General features: G+C 42.0%; 19 protein-coding genes, 17 tRNA genes and 2 rRNA genes. All 38 read right to left on the bottom strand.

Features of this window, described 5'->3' with window-relative positions:
* Positions 1 to 89: 89 nt before the first annotated feature.
* The 38 genes from D2A30_00270 to D2A30_00085 all read right to left on the bottom strand — a co-directional run bounded on the left by D2A30_00270 (position 90) and on the right by D2A30_00085 (position 26,465).
* Positions 90 to 1,607 carry a hypothetical protein gene (locus D2A30_00270; GenBank protein ULL20174.1) on the bottom strand — a complete coding sequence of 506 codons (1,518 nt, stop codon included), beginning with the start codon at positions 1,605 to 1,607 and terminating at the stop codon, positions 90 to 92.
* 12 nt (positions 1,608 to 1,619) lie between these two features.
* A complete protein-coding gene (locus tag D2A30_00265) occupies positions 1,620 to 2,693 on the bottom strand; it encodes a 5-(carboxyamino)imidazole ribonucleotide synthase (protein ULL20173.1) in 1,074 nt (357 codons plus the stop codon).
* A complete protein-coding gene (gene purE, locus D2A30_00260; protein ID ULL20172.1) occupies positions 2,680 to 3,168 on the bottom strand; it encodes a 5-(carboxyamino)imidazole ribonucleotide mutase in 489 nt (162 codons plus the stop codon). The genes D2A30_00265 and purE overlap by 14 nt, the downstream gene beginning before the upstream one ends.
* 27 nt (positions 3,169 to 3,195) lie before the next feature.
* Positions 3,196 to 4,458 (bottom strand): phosphoribosylamine--glycine ligase, encoded by a 1,263-nt coding sequence (locus tag D2A30_00255; protein ID ULL20171.1) that lies wholly within the window; start codon positions 4,456 to 4,458, stop codon positions 3,196 to 3,198.
* Positions 4,459 to 4,576: 118 nt separating this feature from the next.
* Positions 4,577 to 6,124: a bifunctional phosphoribosylaminoimidazolecarboxamide formyltransferase/IMP cyclohydrolase PurH gene (purH, locus tag D2A30_00250; GenBank protein ULL20170.1), complete on the bottom strand. Its 1,548-nt coding sequence runs from the start codon at positions 6,122 to 6,124 to the stop codon at positions 4,577 to 4,579.
* A 25-nt stretch (positions 6,125 to 6,149) separates the two neighbouring features.
* Positions 6,150 to 6,308 (bottom strand): phosphoribosylaminoimidazolecarboxamide formyltransferase, encoded by a 159-nt coding sequence (locus D2A30_00245; GenBank protein ID ULL20169.1) that lies wholly within the window; start codon positions 6,306 to 6,308, stop codon positions 6,150 to 6,152.
* Positions 6,305 to 6,862, bottom strand: a complete 558-nt coding sequence (locus D2A30_00240) for a phosphoribosylglycinamide formyltransferase (GenBank protein ID ULL20168.1) — start codon at positions 6,860 to 6,862, stop codon at positions 6,305 to 6,307. The genes D2A30_00245 and D2A30_00240 overlap by 4 nt, the downstream gene beginning before the upstream one ends.
* Positions 6,859 to 7,881: a phosphoribosylformylglycinamidine cyclo-ligase gene (locus D2A30_00235; protein ID ULL20167.1), complete on the bottom strand. Its 1,023-nt coding sequence runs from the start codon at positions 7,879 to 7,881 to the stop codon at positions 6,859 to 6,861. The genes D2A30_00240 and D2A30_00235 overlap by 4 nt, the downstream gene beginning before the upstream one ends.
* Positions 7,882 to 7,953: 72 nt before the next feature.
* Positions 7,954 to 9,414 (bottom strand): amidophosphoribosyltransferase, encoded by a 1,461-nt coding sequence (locus D2A30_00230; protein ULL20166.1) that lies wholly within the window; start codon positions 9,412 to 9,414, stop codon positions 7,954 to 7,956.
* 49 nt (positions 9,415 to 9,463) lie between these two features.
* Positions 9,464 to 13,180 (bottom strand): phosphoribosylformylglycinamidine synthase, encoded by a 3,717-nt coding sequence (locus tag D2A30_00225; GenBank protein ULL21957.1) that lies wholly within the window; start codon positions 13,178 to 13,180, stop codon positions 9,464 to 9,466.
* A 120-nt stretch (positions 13,181 to 13,300) separates the two neighbouring features.
* Positions 13,301 to 14,008, bottom strand: a complete 708-nt coding sequence (locus D2A30_00220; GenBank protein ULL20165.1) for a phosphoribosylaminoimidazolesuccinocarboxamide synthase — start codon at positions 14,006 to 14,008, stop codon at positions 13,301 to 13,303.
* Positions 14,009 to 14,125: 117 nt separating this feature from the next.
* Positions 14,126 to 14,374, bottom strand: coding sequence for an acyl carrier protein (locus D2A30_00215; GenBank protein ID ULL20164.1), 249 nt, complete (start codon positions 14,372 to 14,374; stop codon positions 14,126 to 14,128).
* The gene (gene plsX / locus D2A30_00210; GenBank protein ID ULL20163.1) at positions 14,367 to 15,374 is read right to left on the bottom strand and encodes a phosphate acyltransferase PlsX; all 1,008 of its coding nucleotides are present in this window, start codon (positions 15,372 to 15,374) and stop codon (positions 14,367 to 14,369) included. The genes D2A30_00215 and plsX overlap by 8 nt, the downstream gene beginning before the upstream one ends.
* Entirely contained in the window at positions 15,371 to 16,153 is a 783-nt protein-coding gene (recO, locus tag D2A30_00205) for a DNA repair protein RecO (GenBank protein ULL20162.1), read from the bottom strand. The genes plsX and recO overlap by 4 nt, the downstream gene beginning before the upstream one ends.
* Entirely contained in the window at positions 16,140 to 17,318 is a 1,179-nt protein-coding gene (locus D2A30_00200; protein ID ULL20161.1) for a pyridoxal phosphate-dependent aminotransferase, read from the bottom strand. The genes recO and D2A30_00200 overlap by 14 nt, the downstream gene beginning before the upstream one ends.
* Positions 17,319 to 17,407: 89 nt before the next feature.
* Positions 17,408 to 18,373 carry a ribose-phosphate diphosphokinase gene (locus D2A30_00195; protein ID ULL20160.1) on the bottom strand — a complete coding sequence of 322 codons (966 nt, stop codon included), beginning with the start codon at positions 18,371 to 18,373 and terminating at the stop codon, positions 17,408 to 17,410.
* A 105-nt stretch (positions 18,374 to 18,478) separates the two neighbouring features.
* Positions 18,479 to 19,717: a CHAP domain-containing protein gene (locus tag D2A30_00190; protein ID ULL20159.1), complete on the bottom strand. Its 1,239-nt coding sequence runs from the start codon at positions 19,715 to 19,717 to the stop codon at positions 18,479 to 18,481.
* 84 nt (positions 19,718 to 19,801) lie between these two features.
* Positions 19,802 to 20,317 carry a rod shape-determining protein MreD gene (mreD, locus tag D2A30_00185; protein ULL20158.1) on the bottom strand — a complete coding sequence of 172 codons (516 nt, stop codon included), beginning with the start codon at positions 20,315 to 20,317 and terminating at the stop codon, positions 19,802 to 19,804.
* Between the two features lies 1 nt (position 20,318).
* Positions 20,319 to 21,143 carry a rod shape-determining protein MreC gene (gene mreC, locus D2A30_00180; GenBank protein ULL20157.1) on the bottom strand — a complete coding sequence of 275 codons (825 nt, stop codon included), beginning with the start codon at positions 21,141 to 21,143 and terminating at the stop codon, positions 20,319 to 20,321.
* Between the two features lie 63 nt (positions 21,144 to 21,206).
* Positions 21,207 to 21,294, bottom strand: a tRNA-Ser gene (locus D2A30_00175).
* Between the two features lie 11 nt (positions 21,295 to 21,305).
* Positions 21,306 to 21,379, bottom strand: a tRNA-Ile gene (locus D2A30_00170).
* A gap of 36 nt (positions 21,380 to 21,415) precedes the next feature.
* Positions 21,416 to 21,488, bottom strand: a tRNA-Phe gene (locus tag D2A30_00165).
* Between the two features lie 22 nt (positions 21,489 to 21,510).
* Positions 21,511 to 21,584, bottom strand: a tRNA-Met gene (locus tag D2A30_00160).
* 11 nt (positions 21,585 to 21,595) lie between these two features.
* A tRNA-Ser gene (locus D2A30_00155) sits at positions 21,596 to 21,685 on the bottom strand.
* 3 nt (positions 21,686 to 21,688) lie between these two features.
* A tRNA-Met gene (locus D2A30_00150) sits at positions 21,689 to 21,762 on the bottom strand.
* 13 nt (positions 21,763 to 21,775) lie between these two features.
* Positions 21,776 to 21,849 (bottom strand) — tRNA-Met (locus D2A30_00145).
* 10 nt (positions 21,850 to 21,859) lie between these two features.
* Positions 21,860 to 21,933 (bottom strand) — tRNA-Pro (locus D2A30_00140).
* Positions 21,934 to 21,977: 44 nt separating this feature from the next.
* Positions 21,978 to 22,054: transfer RNA gene (locus D2A30_00135), tRNA-Arg, on the bottom strand.
* Between the two features lie 19 nt (positions 22,055 to 22,073).
* Positions 22,074 to 22,157: transfer RNA gene (locus tag D2A30_00130), tRNA-Leu, on the bottom strand.
* Between the two features lie 6 nt (positions 22,158 to 22,163).
* Positions 22,164 to 22,235, bottom strand: a tRNA-Gly gene (locus tag D2A30_00125).
* Between the two features lie 12 nt (positions 22,236 to 22,247).
* Positions 22,248 to 22,320: transfer RNA gene (locus D2A30_00120), tRNA-Thr, on the bottom strand.
* 15 nt (positions 22,321 to 22,335) lie between these two features.
* Positions 22,336 to 22,417, bottom strand: a tRNA-Leu gene (locus tag D2A30_00115).
* A gap of 3 nt (positions 22,418 to 22,420) precedes the next feature.
* Positions 22,421 to 22,493: transfer RNA gene (locus D2A30_00110), tRNA-Lys, on the bottom strand.
* 38 nt (positions 22,494 to 22,531) lie between these two features.
* Positions 22,532 to 22,604, bottom strand: a tRNA-Asp gene (locus tag D2A30_00105).
* 113 nt (positions 22,605 to 22,717) lie between these two features.
* Positions 22,718 to 22,790 (bottom strand) — tRNA-Val (locus tag D2A30_00100).
* 129 nt (positions 22,791 to 22,919) lie between these two features.
* Positions 22,920 to 23,035 (bottom strand): 5S ribosomal RNA (gene rrf / locus D2A30_00095).
* 152 nt (positions 23,036 to 23,187) lie between these two features.
* A 23S ribosomal RNA gene (locus D2A30_00090) occupies positions 23,188 to 26,091 on the bottom strand.
* A 301-nt stretch (positions 26,092 to 26,392) separates the two neighbouring features.
* Positions 26,393 to 26,465 (bottom strand) — tRNA-Ala (locus tag D2A30_00085).
* Positions 26,466 to 26,489: the final 24 nt, after the last annotated feature.

The raw sequence follows: 26,489 nt of genomic DNA, 5'->3' as shown, positions 1-26,489 counted from the left end.
CCCTTTATATTATAATCATTGCCAAATACGCTCTTAAATAAAAAACACCTAGGGGGCTTGAATCTGATTGTCAGCATTCGAGTATTCCCCTAATTTTCATTTAATCTATGGCGCAGGCGTCTAATTTTTCGGTTTGTCATTCTGTATTTTTCGATTAGAGATTCTTTACGTAATGTCAATGCAGAGATAATCTCTGGGTCGGTAATCATCTCAAGCTCATTTTCAATATCTTCGATTTGAGTCCGTAATCTATAAGCTTTGTGCAGTTCAGCTAAAATCCTCTCTTTATTAACTTCATTTTCAATCCCATCATCACTGTACGGATTACCCAAACTATTAACAAGCTTATTTCGATAATTTAATATATCTCTTTTTCGATAGCCTATCTCATCCATTTGTTTTTCATAATAGTTTCTTTGTTCCACATCTCTTGACTCACTATAAGCGCGGTAAATTTCATTGTACTTTTTATCCAATTCTTCCAATTCTATGGTAACATCGTCAAGTCTAGTACGCAAAAATACCTGATTACTTCTATCCAAATCGAGAAGTGAAGATCGATGTGAATCTACATTAGCAATCTCTGGTTGATAAATCTTGGCTTCATCCTTATTCAGCGCATTTGCTAATGACATAAAACGAAAACCATCAATTACAAATAAAATCTTTTCAGTCCTCTGTTCTGAAGGCGTTGGGTTACTTAATATGTCATAACCATATTTTAAATTATAAAGCTCATTAACCATGTAGATGTTTGGCCCAACAGTTTTTCCTTTGACTTTGTACATAATATCATACTTGCTTTCTGAGTTACCGTCACTTGTCACAAAAATAACCTTCATGCCATAGCCGTTTCCATCTCTAGCGACTTTATGTAATATTTCTTCCCAAATAATATAGTCTCCATATTGTTGTTCATAAGATAGACCTGAATAACAACGAACCTTGGTGCCTTTATTTTTCCTATCATTAAATCCTGGCGGTATCTCTCGGTCATACCTTATACTACCAGACTCTTGCACTTTATCCAACCACTCTTGCTCTAATTTTTCAGCTACCGAGTTGTCGAGCAACTCAATAATTTCACTAGTAAGTTTATCTAATTCTTCTGTATATTTTGCCTCAATTGATTTATCAAGTTCAGAAAACATTTGTTTTTTTCTCTTCTCGACTTCTTGACTGAATTTAGTAGCAGATTCTTTAAAACTTTCCTGCAAATTCTCTCTCTGGGTTCTATTAGACACAAAGGATAGAGACTTGCTATCTAATAATTCGTCATACCATTTCTTAAAGAAATGCTGATAATTATCTTCAAAGCTATAATGCATATTTTGCTTCAGTAATTTGATGCTTTCTTTCGTTTCAATCTTAACTTTTTTCTTGTTGAAATTAAATTCGACTCCAACTAAGTATGGCACAAATATATGTCCTTTAACTTTATCAATCGCTTCTAAATATTTTTTTGCCACCTCAGTAGGCAATCTTAAAATATCTAACAAAAAATTAGAATCAAAAATAACAAGGTTTGGTTTATCATTTTCAGCAAAATCACTAACTGCTAGAGAGTCTTGATAAAACTCAGGAAATAAATCTTTCATTTTTCCCATTACAACTTCTCCTTAAAACTCCCTCACTTTATCCAAATCTTCTGCTAACACCGTCACATGTCCCATTTTGCGATTGTGCTTCGCTTCTAGTTTACCATAAAAATGAAGATATGCGTTAGGATTTTCTTGAGAAAAGGCTTGTGCTGCTTCCATGTCTTGTCCGAGGACGTTGATCATAACGGCTGGAGAGAGCAGGCGGATAGGAGGTAGGGGTTGACCAAGGATACCCTGTATATGGGTATCAAACTGTGAAAAATTACAAGCTTCAATAGAATAGTGTCCTGAATTGTGTGGTCGAGGGGCAATCTCATTCACAAGAATTTCTTGCCCTGCCACAAACATTTCAACACAGAGGGTGCCTGCTAAATGGAGCTGGCCGGCGATTTGCAGGGCCATGGTTTTGGCTTTTTCAGCAAGTTCATCTGAAATACGGGCAGGCACGATGGTCTTGTAAAGAATATTATTGCGGTGGATATTTTCCTGTACAGGAAAGACGGTATAGTCGGAGCCATTCCCAGACACAAGGACGGAGATTTCTAGGTCGAAATTCACAAACTCTTCCAAGACACACTCGGCAGAATTTGCCAGTTGACTAGCCTCTACCAAGTCCACCCCTTCTCGAATGACCTTCTGGCCATGTCCATCATAGCCCCCAGTGGCTGTTTTCAAGACGTAGTTTTTACTAAGGTCCAAACCTTCTAGGTCTAGGCTAGATGTGACGACTTTGTAGGGGGCGACTTGCACGCCAGCTTTTTTGGCCAAAAAATCCTTCTCAAAAATGCGGTTCTGGGAAATGCGAAGAAGGTCTGTTCCCTGAGGCAGCTGGCCGTCTTTGATGACCGCGTCCAGTCCGTCGGCATCGACATTTTCAAACTCGTAGGTCAGGACATCGCACCGCTCCGCCAACTGTTTGAGGGCCGCCACATCGTTATAGGGAGCGACGATAACCTCGCTGACCTTGGAGGCTGGGCAGTCCGCTGCAGGATCCAGCGTGATCACCTTGTGACCCATGTAAATAGCGGAAATGGCCATCATCTGACCTAGCTGACCACCGCCAATAATTCCTATCGTTTTAGATGAGTTCATCTGACATAGCCTCCGCAATTTTTTCCTGCTCCTTGGCAAAGTCTACCAGCTGAGCTGCAATGGTTTGGTCTTCAATGGAGAGAATGCGAAGAGCTGTCAGAGCCGCATTGGTCGCACCTGCTTCACCAATAGCCATGGTTGCAACAGGCACACCGCCGGGCATCTGCACGATAGAATAGAGCGAATCCACACCACTTAGGGCACGAGATTGGACAGGGACACCGATGACAGGCAGGGTTGTCTTAGCTGCCACCATACCCGGCAAATGAGCCGCACCACCCGCTCCTGCGATAATAACCTTGATACCACGGCCACGCGCTTCCTCGGCGTGACGGAACATTAGGTCGGGCGTGCGATGGGCAGAAACCACTTTCTTTTCATAGGCTACGCCAAATTTATCCAGCACTTCGGCCGCTTTTTTCATGGTTTTCCAGTCAGAACTAGAACCCATAATGATGGAAATTGGAATGTTCATATTTGCACTTCCTTTTCTTATACCAAGTTATTTAACAGCTTTACTTCCAATATCTGTCCGATAAAAGAGGCCTGTTGTATCTTGTTTCTTCAGCTCCGAGTAAATTTTTTCCTGGGCTTCTTGGACAGTGTCTGCTGTAGTGACTAACATATAGACCCGACCGCCGTTTGATAGCAGTGCTCTGCTATTTTCCGCAAAACGAGCCCCTGCATAGTAGGTCGTGATGTCTCCCTCGGTCTTTGCTGGCAATACCACACCTTTTTCGTAATCCAAAGGATAGCCATTTGATGCCACCACTACCCCAAGCGTCACGCCACTATCTAGCCAAGTCAGCTGTGTCGTGCGTTTGTGGAGGATGTCGTCAATGTTCTGAGCAAGGTCAGAGGTCAAGCGAGGTAGGATAATCTGAGTTTCTGGGTCGCCAAATCGAGCGTTGAACTCAATGACTTTAGGACCTTGATCGGTCAGAATCAAGCCAGCATAGAGCACGCCAAGATAAGGTCGCTCTTCAGCAATCATGCCCGCAAGAATAGGCTTGACAATGGTGTCAACAGCTGTGTCCACCACACTTTGAGATATGTGAGGCACTGGAGCGTAGGCACCCATGCCGCCTGTATTAGGACCTTGGTCGCCGTCAAAGGCACGCTTGTGGTCCTGGGCTGTCGGCAGGATATAGAACTGGTTGCCGTTGACCAAGGCAAAGAGCGAGAACTCCTCACCCTCCAAAAACTCCTCGATGACTACGCGGGCACCCGAATCACCGAACTTGTTGTCCAAGAGCATCTCCCGTGCCGCTTCGACCGCCTGCTCGACAGTTTCCGCCACGACCACACCCTTGCCCAGTGCCAATCCGTCCGCCTTGACAACGATTGGTGCGCCCTGCTCTTCGATGTAGGCTTTGGCTTCTTCGAAGTTGGAAAAGGTGCCAAAGGCTGCTGTTGGAATGCCGTATTTGACCATGATTTGCTTAGCAAAGTCTTTTGACCACTCTAGCTCCGCGGCGAGACGACTCGGACCAAATGCCTTTAACCCAGCCTGTTCAAAATCATCAACGATACCCGCTGCTAAAGCATCGTCTGGACCAACAAAAGTCCATACAATGTCATTTTCCTTTGCAAAGTTGATTAATGCAGAATGTTCGGAAATACCGATATTCACTAATTCAATCCCATCTAAAATCATTCCATCATTTCCAGGAGCAACAAAGACCTGTTCTACCTGATCAGATGCCAACAACTTCTTTGCAATCGCATGTTCACGACCACCAGACCCAACAACCAAGAGTTTCATGTATTCACCTCAAAAACGGATTTTATATGAATAGTATAGCAAAAACAGACGGATTTTAATAGAAAAAACAGGAGAATGTTCGGGAATGGAAAAAGCTCACACAAGGTGAGCAAAATTCTCAATGTCTAAAATGTCTGACTCCTGTAAAGACCATAGTTAAGCCATAGTTATTGGCCATGTCAATGGAATCCTGGTCACGGACGGATCCACCAGGCTGAATGATGGCCTTAATACCTGCTACAGCAATCTCTTCCACATTATCTGCAAATGGGAAAAATGCATCCGATGCTAAAACAGCACCATCCAAGCGGTCCTTAGCTTGCTCGATAGCAATGCGGACGGAAGCTACACGGTTGGTTTGCCCCGGTCCCACTCCCAAGGTCATCTTGTCATTGGTGATGATGATCCCGTTGGATTTGACATACTTAGAAGACTTCCAGGCGAACTCCATAGCCGCCCACTCTTGCTCGGACGGTTGACGCTCAGTCACAACCTGCCAGTCCGCTGGGTTTTCCACCACCACGTCCTGATTCTGCACCAAGAGACCACCAACAACGCCTGTGAATTCCTTTTCTACTTCACTAGCATCTTGAGCATCAAAAGCCAATTCCAAAATGCGAAGATTTTTCTTTTTATTGGTCAAAATTGCTAACGCTTCTGCCGAGTAGCTCGGTGCGATGATGATCTCTAAGAAAATCGGATGCATCTTTTCAGCAGTCGCAGCATCTACTTCTCTGTTGAGTACAACGATTCCTCCGAAAATCGATACTGGATCAGCCTCATAAGCATAATCCCACGCATTTTCAATAGTATCTGCTTGTCCGATACCACATGGATTCATATGTTTAAGAGCTACAACAGTTGGACGGTCCTTGAAATCACGGATAATACGAATAGCGGCATCCGCATCACGAATGTTATTGAAGGATAGTTCCTTCCCGTTTAACTGCTTAGCAGTTGCAATGGAATATGCAGTCGGAAGTGCGTTTTGATAGAAATCCGCATTTTGTTGTGGATTTTCTCCATAGCGCATTGGCTGATTAAGGTCATAAGTAAGAGTAAGTTTCTCAGGTTTCTCTTCACCTACTTGCTTAGTGAAATAATCAGCTATTAAAGCGTCGTAAGCTGCGGTATGACGAAAGACCTTCGCTGCTAATCGCTGACGCGTTGAGTAGCTAGTTTCCCCCCGCTCTGCTATTTCTCCTAAAACTGTTGGATAATCTGCCGGGTCTACCACAACTGTCACACTGGCATGATTCTTGGCCGCTGAGCGCAACATAGATGGACCACCAATGTCAATGTTCTCCACTGCCAAATCATAGGTTACATCCGGGCGAAGAATTGTTTCTTTGAATGGATAAAGGTTGACTACCACCAAATCAATCAAGTCAATTTCATGGTCGCTGGCAGCTTGCAAATGGCTGTCCAAATCCCGACGTGCCAACAAACCACCGTGAATTTTCGGATGAAGAGTCTTGACACGACCATCCATCATCTCTGGAAAACCTGTCACATCATCAATGGCAATAGTGGGAATACCCGCCTGATCCAATGTAACTTTTGTACCGCCTGTTGAGATAATCTCCCAACCAAAACTGTTTAGTTCCTTGGCAAATTCCACGATACCATTTTTATCAGATACGCTAATTAACGCACGCTTTGTCATATTTACTCCTTCTTCTACACTTTTACTATTTGATTTGAGTCATTAAAAATCCTGATAAAATCAAGGATAATCCATAGGCCAATATCAAACGTGCTGGATTTTCTAAGTTTGCAAAAATAAAGCTATTAAATAGCAGAGCAGCTAAAACAAATACCAAAACGAATGAGATTATTTTCTTTATCATAACTCTATCCTTTCCACCCCCAGCTCTTCTAAAACTGTTGGATAAAGCTGATATTCTGCGGCGTGAATCCGTTCCTCAAACTGCTCCAAATGATCATCAGCCAACCTAGGTACACGGACTTGTTTAATAATTTGACCTGTATCAACACCACTGTCGACCCAGTGAACCGTCACACCACTCTCTGGAACGTCAGCTTCCCAGGCATCTTCAATCCCATGGGCTCCTGGAAATTCTGGCAGATAAGCTGGATGAATATTGATAATCCGTCCCTCGTACTTAGCAAGCAATGTAGGGCCAACAATCTTCATATAGCCAGCTAAAACAACCAGATCAATCTGGTGTTTGTCCAATAAGTCAATGAGTGCTTTTTCATATGACTGTTTATCAGCAAACTCCTTCAGTTCAAAAGCATAGGCTGGAACTCCTAATGTTTCAGCTCTCTTTAAAACGAAAGCATCTCTATGATCTGAAAAAACAAAATGTACCTTGAATTGTTCAGCTATAACTTGAAAATTGGAACCATTACCAGAGGCAAAAATTGCTATTCGCTTCATTTGATTATCACACTCTTGTCTTCTTTGATTACAATACGACCAATTTCATAAACATCTTCATTGACTGATTCTCGAACCTTGTCAACCTTTTCAGGACTGACTGCTAGCACCAAACCAATCCCCATGTTGAAGATTTCAAACATTTCTTCGTGTTTGATTTTGCCATATGTTTCAAGGGCGGTGAAGATAGGAAGGACTGGAATCTTATCTTCTTCAATCTCTGCTGCTAAATCATCTGAAAACATACGAGGGATATTTTCAATAAATCCACCACCAGTGATATGAGCGATACCATTTACAAGTTCATCTTTTACCAATGGTAGTACTTGTTGGACATAAATACGTGTTGGTTCTAGTAAGACATCCTTAAGAGCTTTGCCATTGAGCTCTGGCAACAGAGCGTCACCATCAAGATTCGCAAAAACACGGCGAACCAATGAATAACCATTAGAGTGGATGCCACTTGAAGCTAACCCGAGTAAGATATCACCTTCTTTGACCTTACTTCCGTCAATAATTTGTGATTTATCAGCGATTCCGACTGCAAAACCGGCTAAATCATAATCATCTTCGCCGTACATGCCAGGCATTTCAGCAGTTTCACCACCAATCAACCCGCAACCTGCTTGGACACAGCCTTCTGCAACACCTGCCACTATTTGTTCCAATTTAGCTGGCTCATTTTTCCCTGTCGCAATATAGTCAAGGAAATAAAGCGGTTCTGCACCTGCTGCAATAATATCGTTGACACACATCGCAACACAATCTTGGCCAATTGTGTCATGTTTGTCATATTGAATTGCAAGCATAAGCTTAGTACCAACACCATCAGTTCCTGATACTAAAACAGGCTCTTTCACATCTAATTTGGTTAGGTCAAACATACCACCAAAACCACCTAGTGCCCCCATGACACCCAATCGCTCTGTCCGAGCAACGTGTTTTTTGATACGTTCAACTACTTCATAACCCGCTTCGACATCCACTCCTGACTGAGCATAAGCATTTTTATTCGTCATTCTATTTCCTTTCCTCTAAAAACTTTACAGTTGATTGACAAGGTTTACAAGGTTGTCAATATTGATTGACACTTATTTATCTCTTTTGACATTCTCTATGTAGAAACTAGTTTTCTCTTCTAAGCTTCGAAGATATTCTTCCTCATAGTCATAAAGGGGCGTTGGAAATTCTCCATCAAAATACGCCACACAGAGCCCACCCTTTGGTGCATCTGTTTTTATACCAATCGAGTCTATCAAACCATCTAATGACAGATAGGTAAGGCTATCAGCTCCTATAATTTCACAAACCTCATCTACAGAATGATTGGCTGAAATCAGTTCTCTACGTGTTTGAATGTCAATTCCATAAAAACATGGATACTTCAGTTCTGGACTACCGATAGCAACATGGACCTCTTTCGCACCAGCATCACGTAACAGTTTGACAATACGACGACTCGTTGTTCCTCGAACAATTGAATCGTCAATCATAACCACGCGCTTATCCTTAACAACACTGGAAACAGCTGATAACTTCATGCGAACACCCTGTTCCCGTAATTCCTGTGTAGGCTGGATAAAGGTCCTTTGAATGTACTGATTTTTAATCAGCCCCATCTCATTTGGCAAACCGGACTCCTCTGCAAAACCCATTGCAGCTGAAAGTGATGAATTAGGCACACCAACAACAATATCTGCTTCGTGTTGAAATTCTTGAGCCAAACGGCGCCCCATATTTTTTCGGGCGGTATGAACATTGATCCCATGAATGACAGAATCTGGACGCGCAAAGTAGATATATTCCATCGAACAAACTGCAAGTTGTGTATCCGTCGTATAGGTATCATAGCGAATTCCTGAATCATCAATAATGACCATCTCTCCCGGCTCAACATCACGAACCCATTCTGCTCCAACAACTTCAAACGCACATGTCTCGCTGGCGACGACCCAAGCCCCGTTCTTCATCTTTCCAATAGATAATGGACGAAAACCGTTTGGATCCAAGGCTGCAACCATTTTATCCTCTAACATAATCAAGTAGGCAAATCCACCCTTGACAGTATTAAGAGCTTCCTTGATTTTACCCATCAGGTCTGGATTATGACTGCGACGAATCAAATGCATCAGAATTTCAGTATCAGATGAACTTGAAAAAATCGAACCATTTTTTTCTAATTCAGCCTTTAAACTAACTGCATTAGTCAAATTGCCATTATGAGCTAGTCCAACTTCCATATCTGAAAACTCAAAGAGAAAAGGTTGAATGTTATGGATAGAAGCCGAACCTGACGTAGCATAGCGAACATGACCTATCGCTGCTCTCCCAGTGAGACGTTCTAGGTCTTCTGACTTTTTAAAAACATCCGCAATCAACCCTGTATTCCGATGACGACGTAAATGTCCTTTATCATTTGCTAAAATCCCTGCGCCTTCTTGACCTCGGTGCTGCAAACTATGGAGTCCAAAATATGTGACCTGAGCAGCTTGCGGATGACCCCAAATCCCGAAGACTCCGCATTCTTCATTAAGTGATTTAACTTCGTACATGTTATTCCCTTTATTATGTTTATTCAACCAGAATGATTGCTGAACTTTCTTATTCTGTAAAATAGCGAACCGCTGATGCAAATAAGCCCTGGTCTTTATTCCCCGGAATATTTTGGAAGAGACCAGTTTCATAACGCTCTGAATGTCCCATTTTCCCAATGATTTGACCATTGGCACTAGTAATTCCTTCTATCGCATGATATGAGCCATTTGGATTGTATTTTGAATCCATACTTGGTTGACCAGTGAAATCCACGTATTGACTGAAAATTTGGCCATTGTTGCGCAAGACTTCAAATTCTTCATCTGTAACTACAAATTTCCCTTCACCATGAGAAACTGGAATAGCGTGAATATCTCCAACTTGAACCCCTGATAACCATGGAGAATTTACATTAGCAATGCGTGTCTCAACTATTTTTGCAACGTGCTGGTTAGCATCGTTATAGAAGAGAGTTGGACTGGTTTCCACTACTTCTTCAAAATTCCCATAAGGTAATAAGCCTGATTTAACAAGGGCTTGGAAACCATTACAGATTCCGATAATGAGACCACCTTTTTCGATAAACTGGTCGATAGCTGAACGGACCTTGGCATTTCGCAAGATAGTCACGATAAATTTAGCAGAACCATCTGGCTCATCTGCTGCTGAAAAACCACCTGCAAAGAAAAGAATATTAGCCTTGTCAATATTGTCCACCATTGTGTCAACGGAATGTTCCATACTCTTTCCATCTAAGGTAACAAATGGTACTAGATTTACCTGGGCACCAGCTTGTTCAAACGCCTTGGCTGAGTCATACTCAGAGTTAGTTCCCGGGAAAACTGGAATGTACACCAGTGGAACATCAACTTTTTTCTTGGCTCTACGAATCGTTGTTTTCGCAATGGCTGGGACATCCTCTATAGAAGTGTTTTGTTTAAATTCTGTAGGATAGACCTCTTCAAGTTTTCCTTCAAAAGCAGCTTGTACATCTTGTCCAAACAACTTGACACCATTGACAACAAGTGCAAACTCTTCTGTCGTCTGTCCAATTTTCACTGCTTCTGAAATTTCTTCAGTAGAAGTAAAGACAAAACCACCTAATTGACCTGTCAGACATGTTTCCACGGTTTCTAATTCAATTGTCGCACCAATCTGATTTCCAAAAGTCATCAAGGCGATACTTTCTAAAACACCACCATACTTAATAGCACTTGCTGCTGTAATCGAATAAGTATTCTGCCATTTTTCAAAAGTCTCAAAGTTTGACTTGATGAATGTAAAATCTATATCTTCCGATAAAATTTGACCTGGAAGATAATAGATATTCTCACTGGTTGTTTTGAACTCAGGAGAAAGAACCTTGCGACTATCTGCAGTGGTTACACCAAAAGCAACTAGGGTTGGAGGAACCGTTAGTTCTTCAAAGGTACCAGACATAGAGTCCTTACCCCCAATAGATGGTAAACCTAACTGAATTTGAGCCTCAATTGAGCCAAGTAAAGCCGCTACAGGCTGTCCAAATCGTTCCGCCTGTTTATCCATTCTTTGGAAATACTCTTGATAAGAGAAACGGGCCTTAGACCAGTTTGCACCTGTTGCAACCAAACGAGCTATTGCTTCAATCACCGCATACGCTGCACCATGATATGGAGACCACTCTGCTAAATATGGATTGTACCCTTGCGCCATAACCGAAGCTGTTGTCGTCACACCATCTTGGACAGGTAACTTTTGAACGGAACTTTCTGTCGGCGTCAACTGATAACGCCCACCAAGTGGATGATTCACTGTTGAACGACCAACTGAAGAGTCAAAAATAGTCTGCAATCCTTTTTGGCTAGCATGATTGAGGTCTGAAAGAATTGTCTTCAAATCCTCTTCTAGGGTTTCAAGTGATGTCTGACGTAATTCGGGAAGGTTGACAGCATTGTCAACTACTTTTGCATCAACTACTACACGAACACCATTTGTATCAAGGAAAGAACGTTCCAAATCAACAATCGTTTGGCCATTCCAAGTCATGACTAGATTTGGTTTATCCGTCACTTTAGCTACTACAACAGCATGGATATTTTCTTCACGACAGGCTTCGATAAAAGTTTCTACATCCTCTGGACGAACGACTACACTCATCCGCTCTTGTGATTCTGAAATGGCAATCTCAGTTCCATTCAAACCTGCATACTTGAGTGGCACCTTATCTAAATCTATTTCCAAACCATCTGCTAACTCACCAATCGCTACACAGACACCCCCTGCACCAAAGTCATTCGACTTTTTAATCAGACGTGTCACTTGTCCATTTCGGAATAAACGCTGAATTTTACGTTCTTCAATAGCATTTCCCTTTTGAACTTCTGCACCAGCTGTTTCGACCGATTCGACAGTCTGAACCTTAGACGAACCTGTTGCTCCACCAATACCATCTCGTCCTGTTTTACCACCAAGTAAGATGACCACATCACCAGCCACCGGTTTTTCACGGACTACATTTTCTTTCGGAGCAGCTCCAATCACCGCTCCAAGTTCCATACGTTTGGCAACGAAACCTGGGTGGAAGTATTCACGGACATAGGTCGTCGCAAGACCAATTTGGTTGCCGTAAGAAGAATAGCCATGTGCAGCTGTTTTTGAAATGATTTGTTGTGGTAATTTCCCATCACGTGTTGCAGTTAATGGTTGAGTGATATCTCCTGCACCTGAAATCCGCATTGCCTGATAGACATAAGACCGACCTGACAACGGATCACGGATAGCACCACCAATACAAGTTGCTGCCCCACCAAAAGGTTCAATCTCTGTTGGGTGATTATGTGTTTCATTTTTGAACATGAGAAGCCAAGGTTCCTTCACTCCATCCACGTCCACTTCAATTTCTACTGAACAAGCGTTAATCTCATCAGAAACTTCCATATCATCCAATCGACCATTCACACGCTCATAGCGACCAAAAATAGTAGCCATATCCATTAAAGTTTGAGGCTTGTCTGATCGACCTAATTCTGATCGCATCGCAATGTATTTGTCATATGTCGCCTGCAATTGCTTTTGGAATTTTGAAGCTGAAAAGTCAATCGTTCTGAGTTCTGTTTCAAATGTCGTATGACGGCAGTGGTCACTCCAATAAGTATCTAAGACTTTGAGCTCTGTTTCAGTTGGCACTCGACCGATTGATTTGAAATAGTCTTGGATAAATAATAAATCCTCCACTTCCATGGCCAAACCAACTTCACGCTTGTACATCGCAAAGTCTTCAGCACTATAGTTTTCAAAAAATTCTAAATTTGGAATAGAGCTGTCTGAAACAGAAAATTCCTGTTCCAGCAAAGGCGATTCCATATCTTTGAAACGAGAATCAACAGGATTAAGAAGATAATTCTTAATTGCAGCCAATTCTTCTTCTAGTACATTTCCATTTAAGATAAAAAGCTGACCAGTATGAACACGTACATTTTGACGGCTACCCAATAAAAGGAGAGCCTCTTGGCTACTAGCTGCACGTTGATCAAATTGACCAGGGAGAGCCTCAATGGCAAAATAGACTGAGCTTTCTAAACCCAGTTCTTCTTCCAACAACGCCTTATCTGTTACCTGTTCCATGAAGATATGCTTAATCGCTTGTTCAAGCAATTCTTCCTCTAAATTGAAAATATCATATACCTGTACTAATCGAAGATTGGATAGACTAGTCAACTGCAAATTGTGAACCAATTCTTCGAGAAGAGCTTCTGCCTTAATTTGAAAATCTGCTTTTTTTTCAACAAAAATACGTTTTGCCATATTCAAGATACCAAGTCCGACAAGAAAAGCTGTCTTACACTTAGAAATCACCAAATACATTTAGTGAATTCCCAGTCTAATCATATTTTCCGGACGGTTTCAATCCCTTTCTAAAATCCCCTATTTCACGCTCTGCAATTTTTCTAAAACAACCTCATAAACATCGGTCAACTCTCCAAGACCACGACGGAACACATCTTTATCAAGATGGTTTCCATCCACATCCCACAGACGACAGTTATCTGGTGAAAATTCATCAGCCAATATAATTTGTCCTGTTTTATCAAATCCAAATTCCAATTTGAAATCTACCAACTTTAAACCAATCTGAGCAAACAGCTCTTTCAAGAAAACGTTGATTCGGCGAGTTTCTTCTTTAATATAAGCAATATCCTCTTGGCTAGCTATATTGAGAAACGCAACATGTTCATCATTAATAAAAGGATCATCTAGCTCATCTTTTTTATAGTAAAACTCAACAATAGGGTGAGTTAACTCAATACCTTCTTCCACACCAAATCGTTTTGAAAATGATCCAGCTGTAATATTACGCAATACAACCTCAAGAGGAATGATATCCACCTTCGCATTTAATTGTTCCGTATCTGATAAACGCTTGATAAAATGCGTTTTTACACCAGCCTCATTTAACTTTTCAAAAATAAGTGAAGAAATCAGATTATTAAGCCGACCCTTCCCAGCAATCTGTTCTTTCTTACCACCATTAAAAGCCGTTGCCTGATCCTTGTAGACTGCAACAATTTGATCATCATCGCTTGTAGCAAAAATATCTTTAGCTTTTCCTGAATAGATAGGGTCTGTTTTCATAAAAATGTTCGCCTTTCACAAATTATTTTAACCTTTTTGTTTATTTTATCACAGCTTGTTCGTATATTCAAGAAATACCTTAATCTTCCTGTAAAAGTAAAGAAAAACGCCCGTAAACTACGAACGTTTTTGTGTTTCTTCATAAACAAAATCAACAATATCAGAAAGAGTTTCAAAGCGCTCAATCGCAGTATCTGGAATATCAATTCCAAATTCATCCTCCAAATTTAACACAAATTCCATAATTTCAACAGAATCTGCAGCAATATAATCAGCTAAAGTCGACTCAGGTTGAACATCGAAATCCTCACCTTTTTCATCTTGAATCAATTCAACAACCCGCTGATAGACTTGTTCTCTATTCATTGTCTTCCTCCACTACAGAAAATTTGGCAACTGATTTATCCACAATACCGGCCTCCAAAATCGAACGCGTCTGTTTAAGAGTGTAGAAAATTGATTGAGCATCGCTGGATCCATGGGCCTTGATAACCGGAGCTTTTAGACCTAGCAAAACTGCCCCGCCAGCTGTTTTGTAATCCATAGCACCAAGCGCCTTTTTCAAGGTTGGCTTAACAAGTAGACCACCAATTTTAGCACGCAGACCACCATTCTTGATTGAGCCAGTCAACTGACCAACGATGGATTTTGCTGTACCCTCTATGGTTTTCAGCACAGCGTTTCCCGTGAAACCATCCGTCACGACCACATCCGCCACGCTGTTGAGCAACTCACGCGCTTCCACATTGCCGATAAAGTTGATTGACTTGTCTTCCGCCAAGAGTTTATAGGCCTCTTGGTGAACTGGAGTTCCCTTGGTATCTTCCGTACCGTTGTTCAAAAGTCCCACACGAGGTTGTTTGACACCACGCACGTGCTCCGCGTAAAATGAGCCAAGAATACCATACTGATAGAGGTGATGAGCTGTATTTTCAGCATTTGCTCCCAAGTCCATCATATCAAATCCCTTACCGTCCATAGTCGGCAAGGTAGACATAAGACCAGGACGGTCAATGTGCTTGATGCGACCGACCACAAAGACGCCTGCCGCCAAAAGAGCACCTGTATTTCCAGCTGACAAGACCGCATCTGCTTGGCCATCCTTGACAGCCTTGGTTGCTAGGACCATAGAAGCCTCTTTCTTCCGACGAATGGCCTTGACAGGCTCATCATCTGAATTGATTTTCTCAGTCGTATGGACAATGCTGACACGTTCTTTCGCTGTCAAATAATTCTTGATTTTTGCCTCATCGCCATAGAGCTGAATTTCAATATCTGGAAAGGTAGCCAAAGCTTGATTGACACCTTCTACCACTGCCTGAGGGGCATGGTCCCCACCCATAGCATCTACTGCAATACGTTTCATTCTGTTTCCTCATTTTCTGTTCTTGGTTTCATAATCTGCCCCCAAGAAGACAAATCATCTATAAATTTCTTTGATTTCAAGTGAATCCCCACATATTCTTCATACAACTGGTCAATAAAAAAACGTAATTTGCGTTTCATCTCAGGCTTGATGGAAATGGTTTCCAGCTCATCAAAGGAAATAGCCTGAAATTGATCAAGTAAATAGGGAACATTAGGATCCAGATAAGCCCGTCGTTCATCTTGTTGATAGTGTTGCGGACATAAGACCCCGCTGTACTTGTAGGAATAGTCAAAAGGCTGACCTACTCGATGACAGAAAGCACACTCATGAAAATTCAAACTAACACCAAATCGACCCAATAGCTGAATTTCAAAGATATTGGTTAAAATTTCATAATCCAGACCCGACTCCATCAAGTCCAAGGTTTTGACCAAGAAAGCAAAAAGAGCTGGATCATAAACCTTGTCCTGCAAGGCCGCATCTGCCAAAGCTAATATATAGGTGGCGTAGCTGAGCTTGAAAATATCACCGTTAATTGATTTAAATGGCTGTACCTGATGAAAATCTTCTATATAAGACAAACCATCATCATTAATTTTGACAATAAAATCCGCATGTGTCAACGGCTGAATAGAGGCTACCAACTTGGACTTAGAGGCATGTTTCACGAAAAACATTCGCTTGCCAGACTTCTCGGTAAAGATTTTGACCAGTTTATCATCTTCTCGGAAATCTTGATTATAAAGGACGATTCCTCTGGTTTCAATTCGTTCCATTTTCTTTAAGATATTCTTTCAAACGAGCCATAGCTGTTTGAATTGTTTCCATACTTGCCGCATAAGAAATACGTACATACCCTTCCCCGTATTTACCGAAAGCTGCACCTGGAATAAAGGCAACTGCTTTTTTCTTAGCAAAATCCTGTAAAAAACTAAATGAATCCTGATTGTATTCTGCAGGTATTTTGGCAAAGATATAAAAAGCACCATCAGGTTTGATAATCTTAAAGCCCAAGTCAGTCATCTTTTCGATGATATAATCCCGACGCTTGACATATTCCGCCCGCATCGGTAAGGCATCATCCTTACCATTTTTTAAGGCCTCCACTGCACCATATTGCATAGCTGTCGCTGCAGCTGTTACTAGATACTGGTGACTTTTAATTATTTGAGCAATAATCGGAGCCTGACTCATAATCAAGCCAATCCGCCATCCCGTCATAGCATGAGATTTAGAAAGTCCTTGAATCAAAATGGTTTGCTCTGGTAAAAATTCTGCAATTGATGTATGTTGCTGACCAGTATAAGTCAACTCTGCATAAACCTCATCAGACAAGACAAAAATTGGATACTTCCGAATGACATCCGCAAAAGCCTGAATTTGCTCCCGTGAGTAAGTCACACCCGTTGGATTGGCAGGATAGTTGAGAATGATAGCTTTTAGCTTATCCCCCTGCTCAATAATCGCCTCTTCCAACATCTCAGGTGTCAATACAAAATCATTAGCAGTCGTATCGATTTCAACGATGTCTGCCCCTACCATATTGACAATAGGTTCATAACCAGGGTAGGCAGGAGCAGGCAGGATAACAGTATCACCGGCCTCCAAAATGGCCACTAAACTAGCTGATAAAGCCTCGGTCGCACCGATTGTTGATAAAACCTCAGTATTTGGATTGTAAGTTAAATTGTATTTTTTAGCTACAAATTCAGCCGCAGCTTCACGCAAATCCAGCAGTCCAGCCATACCTGTATAGTAACTTTGGTTCGCATCAATTGCCGCTTTTGCTGCCTCTTTTACATGATCCGGTGTTGTAAAATCAGGCTCTCCCAAGGTCAGTTTTAAAATCCCAGGCACATCAGAAATTGACTGATCAAATTGACGAATCATTGATACCTCGATTCGATTTAAATTTTTATTGAAACGATTTAATAAATCCATACTGTCACCTCAAAAACATATAGAACTATTATAATATAATTTCCAAATAAATGTAAAAAAGAAGAGTCATTTAACTCTTCTTTTACGTATTAACCACGACTTGTTTCAAACAAAGGTGACAGTGGACGTTTTTCATGAATACGAATAATCGCTTCTGCCAATAATTCAGCTGTCGAAATATGTTCAATCTTGTCAATCAAGCGATCCTCAGCAATCTCTATTGTATCCAAAACAACTAATTTCTTAATAGCTGATTTACTAATGTTATCCATCGCTGGTCCTGATAAAACCGGGTGAGTACAAGAAGCATAGACAGCTGTTGCACCCGCTTCTGCTAATGCATCTGCAGCATGACAAATCGTACCTGCTGTATCAATCATATCATCAATTAAAATACAGGTTTTCCCTTCAACATCACCAATAATATTCATAACTTCTGATGTATTCATCTTATCAATGCTACGCCGTTTATCAATGATTGCAATCGGAGTCTTTAAGAATTGAGCTAATTTACGAGCACGAGTCACACCACCATGGTCTGGAGATACAACCACATAGCCATCTCCTACCATACCACGACGCTCAAAATAATCACCAATTAAAGGAGCTCCCATCAAATGATCAACAGGAATATCAAAGAAACCTTGAATTTGCGCGGCATGTAAATCAATCGTTAACAAGCGATCAACTCCGGCTGTCTGTAACATATTTGCAACCAATTTAGAAGTGATTGGCTCACGTGCACGTGCTTTACGGTCTTGACGTGCATAACCATAGTAAGGCATAACAACGTTTACTGATTCTGCAGATGCACGCTTTAGAGCATCTACCATAATCAAAATTTCCATTAAGTTATCATTGACTGGTGAGCTAGTTGATTGAAGAATGAACACATGCGTACCACGGATAGACTCTTCAATATTGACTTGAATCTCACCATCTGAAAATTGACGAACACTTGATTTTCCTAATGGGATCCCTATGATGTGTGACACTTTCTCTGCTAACTTTTGATTAGATGATAGTGCGAACAATTTTAAGTCAGTAAACGACATGACTGCCTCCTATATTTTTCTACCATTACTATTTTAACGTTTTTTACTTCATTTTTCAATAAAAAATAGAGCGCACAATGATTACGCTCTAATAAAAATAACAAATCAATATGAAGGATAAATATAATAAACTGTACCTTCAGAAGTTGTCGTAGGATTAAACCAACCGCGGTGGTTACCAATATAACGACGACCCATATAGTTGGACTCTGAGACTTGAATGTTTGTAGAACTTTCAACAGCACTAACTAAAGCCACATGTCCATATGCTCCACCAACCCAAACAGCAACTGCTCCAACTTGCGGAGTTGTCCCAACACTAAAACCTTCTGCACGTGCTGATGCAACCCACTGGTTAGCATTACCCCAATAAGGACCAACCCATGACAGTTGAGATTTAACACCCCATGTACATTCACCTACAGGATAAGATGAAGCATTGTATCTTGCATTATTAGATGCTGCTGATGAAGACGAAGAGGATGAATTTGAAGGTGTTGATACAGTTGTTGATTGTTCAACTACTTGACTTTGAGAAGAAGTTACAACTGTTTCAGTACTAGATTGTGCAACAGGTGTTGAAACAATTGAGACTGCCTGTTGTTGAGCCAAAGCAACTTGTTGAGCTTCATATGCCGCTTGACGAGCTGCAGCCTGACGAGCCGCCTCTTCAGCAGCAGTTTTTTCTGCCAACAACGCTGACTTCTCATCTTCAGCAGTCGCTTTTTCTGCCGCAAGATTCAATTGAGCCGCTTTTAACTCAGCCTGACGTACTTCCAAAACTTGAGCATCATCTTCAAGTTTTTGACGATTAGCCGCCAAAGTCTTAATTGCTTCTTGGTTTGCCTTTTGTTTTTCTACAATAGCTTCCTTATCAGTTTTTTGTTGCTCTAACATACGATTATTAGCAGTAACAATTTCACGCATAGCATTCACACGTGACACTGCATCAACAATTGATTTTGAATCTAAAATAGTATTGATGTAACTAGATGCTGAAGCATCAACTTGTGCGCTACGAGCTTGTTCTTTCAATGCACCATCACGAGACACAATATCAGCAGACAAACGTTCAATTTCAGCCGCTAATGATGCAGATTCACTTTCTAAACGAGAATTTTCTTCATTTAATTTAGCCTGCTCAGCAACAATTTCGTCAACCTGACCTTGAATATTATCAACTTGTTGTTGTGCAGCTGCTTGCTGTTCAGTGAGACTACTAATTTCTTGGTTTTTAGCTTCAATCTGACTATCAATATCATTTGCGCTAATCACAGCCACATAGCTAACATTCGATAAAACAACAGTACTTAACATCAATGTAGCTAAGATTTTTTTCTTCATACTAAATTAGACTCCTCTTTCATATTCTGACTCTATCATTTTAACAAAAAAATAGCGTAATAATATTACGCAATTATTACATTTTTATGTCTTATATGTAATGTCAAAAAAACGCTTAAAAACCGGTCTTCCTAGACAATACATAACACTATTTATGATTAAACTAGGTAGTAGATTATAAAAAGTAAAAATAAAGACTGACAAATTCGTCAGATGAAAAATCCTAGCAAACAAATAACTAACAAATTCAAAATAGAAGATTAACACCAAAAAAACTAGTAAATCAACGAACCAATTGCGTTCGAAAGATTTGTAGAAATAATAGATAACAAATATCAAGAGAGGAAAAATTGTAGTTGCAATTCCAAGGATATTCAGATAATATTGGTCATAAATTAAACCGAGTACAATAAAAATAAATAGGGACGATGGCAAAGAAATGAGGTCAATTAGATACAGACCAGCTAAAAGCAAAAGATGGCTCGAAATAGAAAAATGACTAAAAGAAACTGTAGTAAATAAAGTTGATAACTGGCTATCAATCAAAAAAATGAAGAATAAAAAAGGAAAAACTAATAAGCGTAATGAGCTATATTTCATATTATTCCTCCACTAATAAGACCGAATAAATCTCAGAAAAATCGGTAGTTGGCTCAATAAAAACTTCTCTATTCAAATTATTGCTTGTTGAACTAATAGATTTGACTTTCCCAACTTGAATATTTGCAGGTGTTGTCCCTGCTAAATCGCTAGTTACAACATTACTATCAATTTTAATTTCATCCATAGAATTAAGTTGATTCACAACAAAACTATTTGAATCTGAATCATAACCAGACAAAATACCATAAATATCACCAGATTGAGTTGAAATTTTAACTGGTATTTTAGTAAATTCATCAGAATTAGTTAACAATTTAACATTAGCAGAAGAAGACTCAACATTTGTAACTATCCCAGCAAGCCCACCATTCGCTACAACTAACATATTTTCAACAACACCCTGTTCAGTTCCAGCATCGATAATCAATTGTTCAGTCCAAGATACAGGATTTCTAACTAAAACAAAACTAGAAAGAAAAGATTTTTCAGGAAATGAAGCTACAATCCCTAAATCCTTTCTTAATGACTCATTCTCTAAACGTAAAGTTTCATTGTCCTCAGAAATATTCTCAAGTGAACCGATAGATTGTTTTAATTCTTGATTTTCATTAAAAGTAGAAAAAAGATCCTCAATCTTTGTTCTTTGTGCGGTAATAAATGAAACGGTTGGTGAAAAAATTTTTTCTATAGGCGTCATGACTCCAGAAACAATACTAGAAAGAAACGGAATGTCATGACTGCCACTTGTCGTAACAAACAGCAATGAAAACGATAGAATTAGGAAAACGAAAAAGGCTATGATGAGCTTAGACAATTTATTCATTAAAAGACCCTCTACTGAAAATACAATAAAACGAGAATATCAATAGATAATCTCGTTCACTTACGGAGAATAAGGGATTCGAACCCTTGCGCCAGTTACCCGACCTAACGATTTAGCAAACCGTCCTCTTCAGCCTCTTGAGTAATTCTCCATATTATTTTATGGGCACGAGTGGAATCGAACCACCGACCTCACGCTTATCAGGCGTGCGCTCTAACCATCTGAGCTACGCGCCCAAGAAATAAAGTAACTACTTGGACATAGCCATGTAATGGCGCGAGACGGAATCGAACCGCCGACACATGGAGCTTCAATCCATTGCTCTACCAACTGAGCTACCGAGCCATAATCCATAATATAAATAGAATTGCGGGAGCAGGATTTGAACCTACGACCTTCGGGTTATGAGCCCGACGAGCTACCTAGCTGCTCCATCCCGCGATAATAAGTAAAGGAGGATGTGGGATTCGAACCCACGCACGCTTTTACACGCCTGACGGTTTTCAAGACCGTTCCCTTCAGCCGGACTTGGGTAATCCTCCAAATGGACCTTGTAGGACTTGAACCTACGACCGCTCGGTTATGAGCCGAGAGCTCTAACCAGCTGAGCTAAAGGTCCAGCAACAAGTTAATAGCGGCGAAGGGGATCGAACCCCCGACCTCCCGGGTATGAACCGGACGCTCTAGCCAGCTGAGCTACACCGCCAAATATTGAATCGGGAAGACAGGATTCGAACCTGCGACACCTTGGTCCCAAACCAAGTACTCTACCAAGCTGAGCTACTTCCCGATATCATTAAAAATAAAGCTCCCCTAACGTCTCCATTAAGCGAGTGATGCACCCTAGAGGAGTCGAACCTCTAACCGCCTGATTCGTAGTCAGGTACTCTATCCAATTGAGCTAAGGGTGCTAACTATATATGTAGTCCATGCCGAGGACCGGAATCGAACCGGTACGATGTTGCCATCGCAGGATTTTAAGTCCTGTGCGTCTGCCAGTTCCGCCACCCCGGCTCTTAAAGCGAACGACGGGATTCGAACCCGCGACCCCCACCTTGGCAAGGTGGTGTTCTACCACTGAACTACGTTCGCAATTCTTCTGAATGCCGGCTACATGACTTGAACACGCGACCCTCTGATTACAAATCAGATGCTCTACCAACTGAGCTAAGCCGGCCTATCTCTATTTCTATGCGGGTTAAGGGACTTGAACCCCCACGCCCGAAAGCGCCAGATCCTAAATCTGGTGCGTCTGCCAATTCCGCCAAACCCGCATATGACTCGTGCTGGGCTCGAACCAGCGACCCATTGATTAAAAGTCAATTGCTCTACCAACTGAGCTAACGAGTCTTATATCTTTCTTTGAATTGTACCACAAACAATCCGAACGGTCCCGACGGGAATCGAACCCGCGATCTTCGCCGTGACAGGGCGACGTGATAACCGCTACACTACGGGACCTATCTGTACTCAAGCTAAAATCCTAGTGAAAAAAATTAACTTTCTAGAGTCATTCACTCTGTGTCAGTTTCCTATTTTCATTCGGATTTATTAACGCTTTTAGTAACATGATATGGGAGTTAACGGGATCGAACCGCTGACCCTCTGCTTGTAAGGCAGATGCTCTCCCAGCTGAGCTAAACTCCCAATGGGTGGGACTTAGCTCAGCTGGGCAATGAAGAAAACTTCGTCTTCCTCATCTCCAACTTGAAAGCTCGATTGCCTCTCACTTTCAACTAAGCTAAACTCCCATATGGAGATTTCTCTCCAAATCTTGCTAAGCGACTACCGTATCTAACAGGGGGCAACCCCCAACTACTTCAGGCGTTCTAGGGCTTAACTGCTGTGTTCGGCATGGGTACAGGTGTATCTCCTAGGCTATCGTCACTTAACTACTGAGTCTTGTCAACTCAAAATTGAATATCTATATTCTAACAAGAAAAACCAACGCTGTCAATATTGACTCGTGAGTATTTGTACTCGAACTAAAAAGCTACTGATTTAGATAAATCATACGCTTTTCTTTACGTTCTCTTTACTTATTCTTGGATAAGTCCTCGAGCGATTAGTATTGGTCCGCTACATGTGTCGCCACACTTACACTTCCAACCTATCTACCTGATCTTCTCTCAGGGCTCTTACTAACTTAATGTTATGGGAAATCTCATCTTGAGGTGGGCTTCACACTTAGATGCTTTCAGCGTTTATCCCTTCCCTACATAGCTACCCAGCGATGCCTCTGGCGAGACAACTGGTACACCAGCGGTAAGTCCACTCTGGTCCTCTCGTACTAGGAGCAGATCCTCTCAAATTTCCTACGCCCGCGACGGATAGGGACCGAACTGTCTCACGACGTTCTGAACCCAGCTCGCGTGCCGCTTTAATGGGCGAACAGCCCAACCCTTGGGACCGACTACAGCCCCAGGATGCGACGAGCCGACATCGAGGTGCCAAACCTCCCCGTCGATGTGAACTCTTGGGGGAGATAAGCCTGTTATCCCCAGGGTAGCTTTTATCCGTTGAGCGATGGCCCTTCCATACGGAACCACCGGATCACTAAGCCCGACTTTCGTCCCTGCTCGAGTTGTAGCTCTCGCAGTCAAGCTCCCTTATACCTTTACACTCTGCGAATGATTTCCAACCATTCTGAGGGAACCTTTGGGCGCCTCCGTTACCTTTTAGGAGGCGACCGCCCCAGTCAAACTGCCCGTCAGACACTGTCTCCGTAGATGATTAACCTACCGGGTTAGAGTAGCCATAACACAAGGGTAGTATCCCAACAGCGCCTCAATCGAAACTGGCGTCCCGATTTCATAGGCTCCTACCTATCCTGTACATGTGGTACAGATACTCAATATCAAACTGCAGTAAAGCTCCATGGGGTCTTTCCGTCCTGTCGCGGGTAACCTGCATCTTCACAGGTACTAAAATTTCACCGAGTCTCTCGTTGAGACAGTGCCCAAATCATTACGCCTTTCGTGCGGGTCGGAACTTACCCGACAAGGAATTTCGCTACCTTAGGACCGTTATAGTTACGGCCGCCGTTTACTGGGGCTTCAATTCAGATCTTCGCTTACGCTAAACCCTCCTCTTAACCTTCCAGCACCGGGCAGGCGTCACCCCCTATACATCATCTTACGATTTAGCAGAGAGCTGTGTTTTTGATAAACAGTTGCTTGGGCCTATTCACTGCGGCTGACTAAAAGTCAGCACCCCTTCTCCCGAAGTTACGGGGTCATTTTGCCGAGTTCCTTAACGAGAGTTCTCTCGCTCACCTGAGGCTACTCGCCTCGACTACCTGTGTCGGTTTGCGGTACGGGTAGTGTATACTTATCGCTAGAAGCTTTTCTTGGCAGTGTGACGTCACTAACTTCGCTACTTAATTTCGCTCCCCATCACAGCTCAATGTTACAGATACAAGCATTTGACTCATATCACACCTCACTGCTTAGACGGGCTCTTCCATTCGCCCGCTTTAGTTAGCCTACTGCGTCCCTCCATCACTATATACACTAGTACAGGAATATCAACCTGTTGTCCATCGGATACACCTTTCGGTCTCTCCTTAGGTCCCGACTAACCCAGGGCGGACGAGCCTTCCCCTGGAAACCTTAGTCTTACGGTGGATGGGATTCTCACCCATCTTGCGCTACTCATACCGGCATTCTCACTTCTATGCGTTCCAGCACTCCTCACGGTATACCTTCTTCACACATAGAACGCTCTCCTACCATAACACTTTCGTGTTATCCACAGCTTCGGTAAATTGTTTTAGCCCCGGTACATTTTCGGCGCAGGGTCACTCGACTAGTGAGCTATTACGCACTCTTTGAATGAATAGCTGCTTCTAAGCTAACATCCTAGTTGTCTGTGCAACCCCACATCCTTTTCCACTTAACAATTATTTTGGGACCTTAGCTGGTGGTCTGGGCTGTTTCCCTTTCGACTACGGATCTTAGCACTCGCAGTCTGACTGCCGACCATAAATCATTGGCATTCGGAGTTTATCTGAAATCAGTAAACCGAGATGGCCCCCTCATCCAAACAGTGCTCTACCTCCAAGATTCTCAATGTCGACGCTAGCCCTAAAGCTATTTCGGAGAGAACCAGCTATCTCCAAGTTCGTTTGGAATTTCTCCGCTACCCACAAGTCATCCAAGCACTTTTCAACGTGCCCTGGTTCGGTCCTCCAGTGCGTCTTACCGCACCTTCAACCTGCTCATGGGTAGGTCACATGGTTTCGGGTCTACGACATAATACTAATTCGCCCTATTAAGACTCGGTTTCCCTACGGCTCCGTCTCTTCAACTTAACCTCGCATCATATCGTAACTCGCCGGTTCATTCTACAAAAGGCACGCTCTCACCCATTAACGGGCTCGAACTTGTTGTAGGCACACGGTTTCAGGTTCTATTTCACTCCCCTTCCGGGGTTCTTTTCACCTTTCCCTCACGGTACTGGTTCACTATCGGTCACTAGAGAGTATTTAGGGTTGGGAGATGGTCCTCCCAGATTCCGACGAGATTTCGCGTGTCTCGCCGTACTCAGGATACTGCTAGGTATAAAGACTATTTCAAATACGAGGCTGTTACTCTCTTTGGCCTACCTTCCCAGGTAGTTCTTCTATACTCTTTAAGTCCACTTTGCAGTCCTACAACCCCGAGGAGTAAACTCCTCGGTTTGCCCTCCTGCCGTTTCGCTCGCCGCTACTAAGGCAATCGCTTTTGCTTTCTCTTCCTGCAGCTACTTAGATGTTTCAGTTCACTGCGTCTTCCTCTTCACTACCTTAACAGTAGTGAGTGACAGGCTTTACCTGCCGGGTTCCCCCATTCGGACACCCCTGGATCATTGCTTACTTACAGCTCCCCAAGGCATTTCGTCGTTAGTCACGTCCTTCTTCGGCTTCTAGTGCCAAGGCATCCACCGTGCGCCCTTATTAACTTAACCTTATTAACCTAATTTTTTCAAAAATTAGAAAACTCATTAAATATTCACAGCGTTTTCGGTTTATTTTCTTGTTACTATTTCTTTATGTATCTTTTCAAATACATAAGGATTGTTTGATAGATATTCAATTTTCAATGGACAAGTTTAGGATATGAACGACGGTCGCTTCTGCGAAACTTCTGTAGAAAATTAGGAATCTGACAATGTGTGTCTTGCACACAAGGAAGATGATCTATTTTCCTAAGAAGTTAGTCGTGAATTCAACTTCACTGTTATTCAGTTTAGTAGGATTTCTATCCTAATGGAGCCTAGCGGGATCGAACCGCTGACCTCCTGCGTGCAAAGCAGGCGCTCTCCCAGCTGAGCTAAGGCCCCACATTTGTGGTCTTTTCTTAACAA

The organism is Streptococcus suis (genome assembly GCA_022354845.1).
GTDB lineage: Bacteria > Bacillota > Bacilli > Lactobacillales > Streptococcaceae > Streptococcus > Streptococcus suis_AA.
Note: the sequence above shows the minus strand (reverse complement) of the source record. Positions and strands in the feature narration are given on the sequence as shown.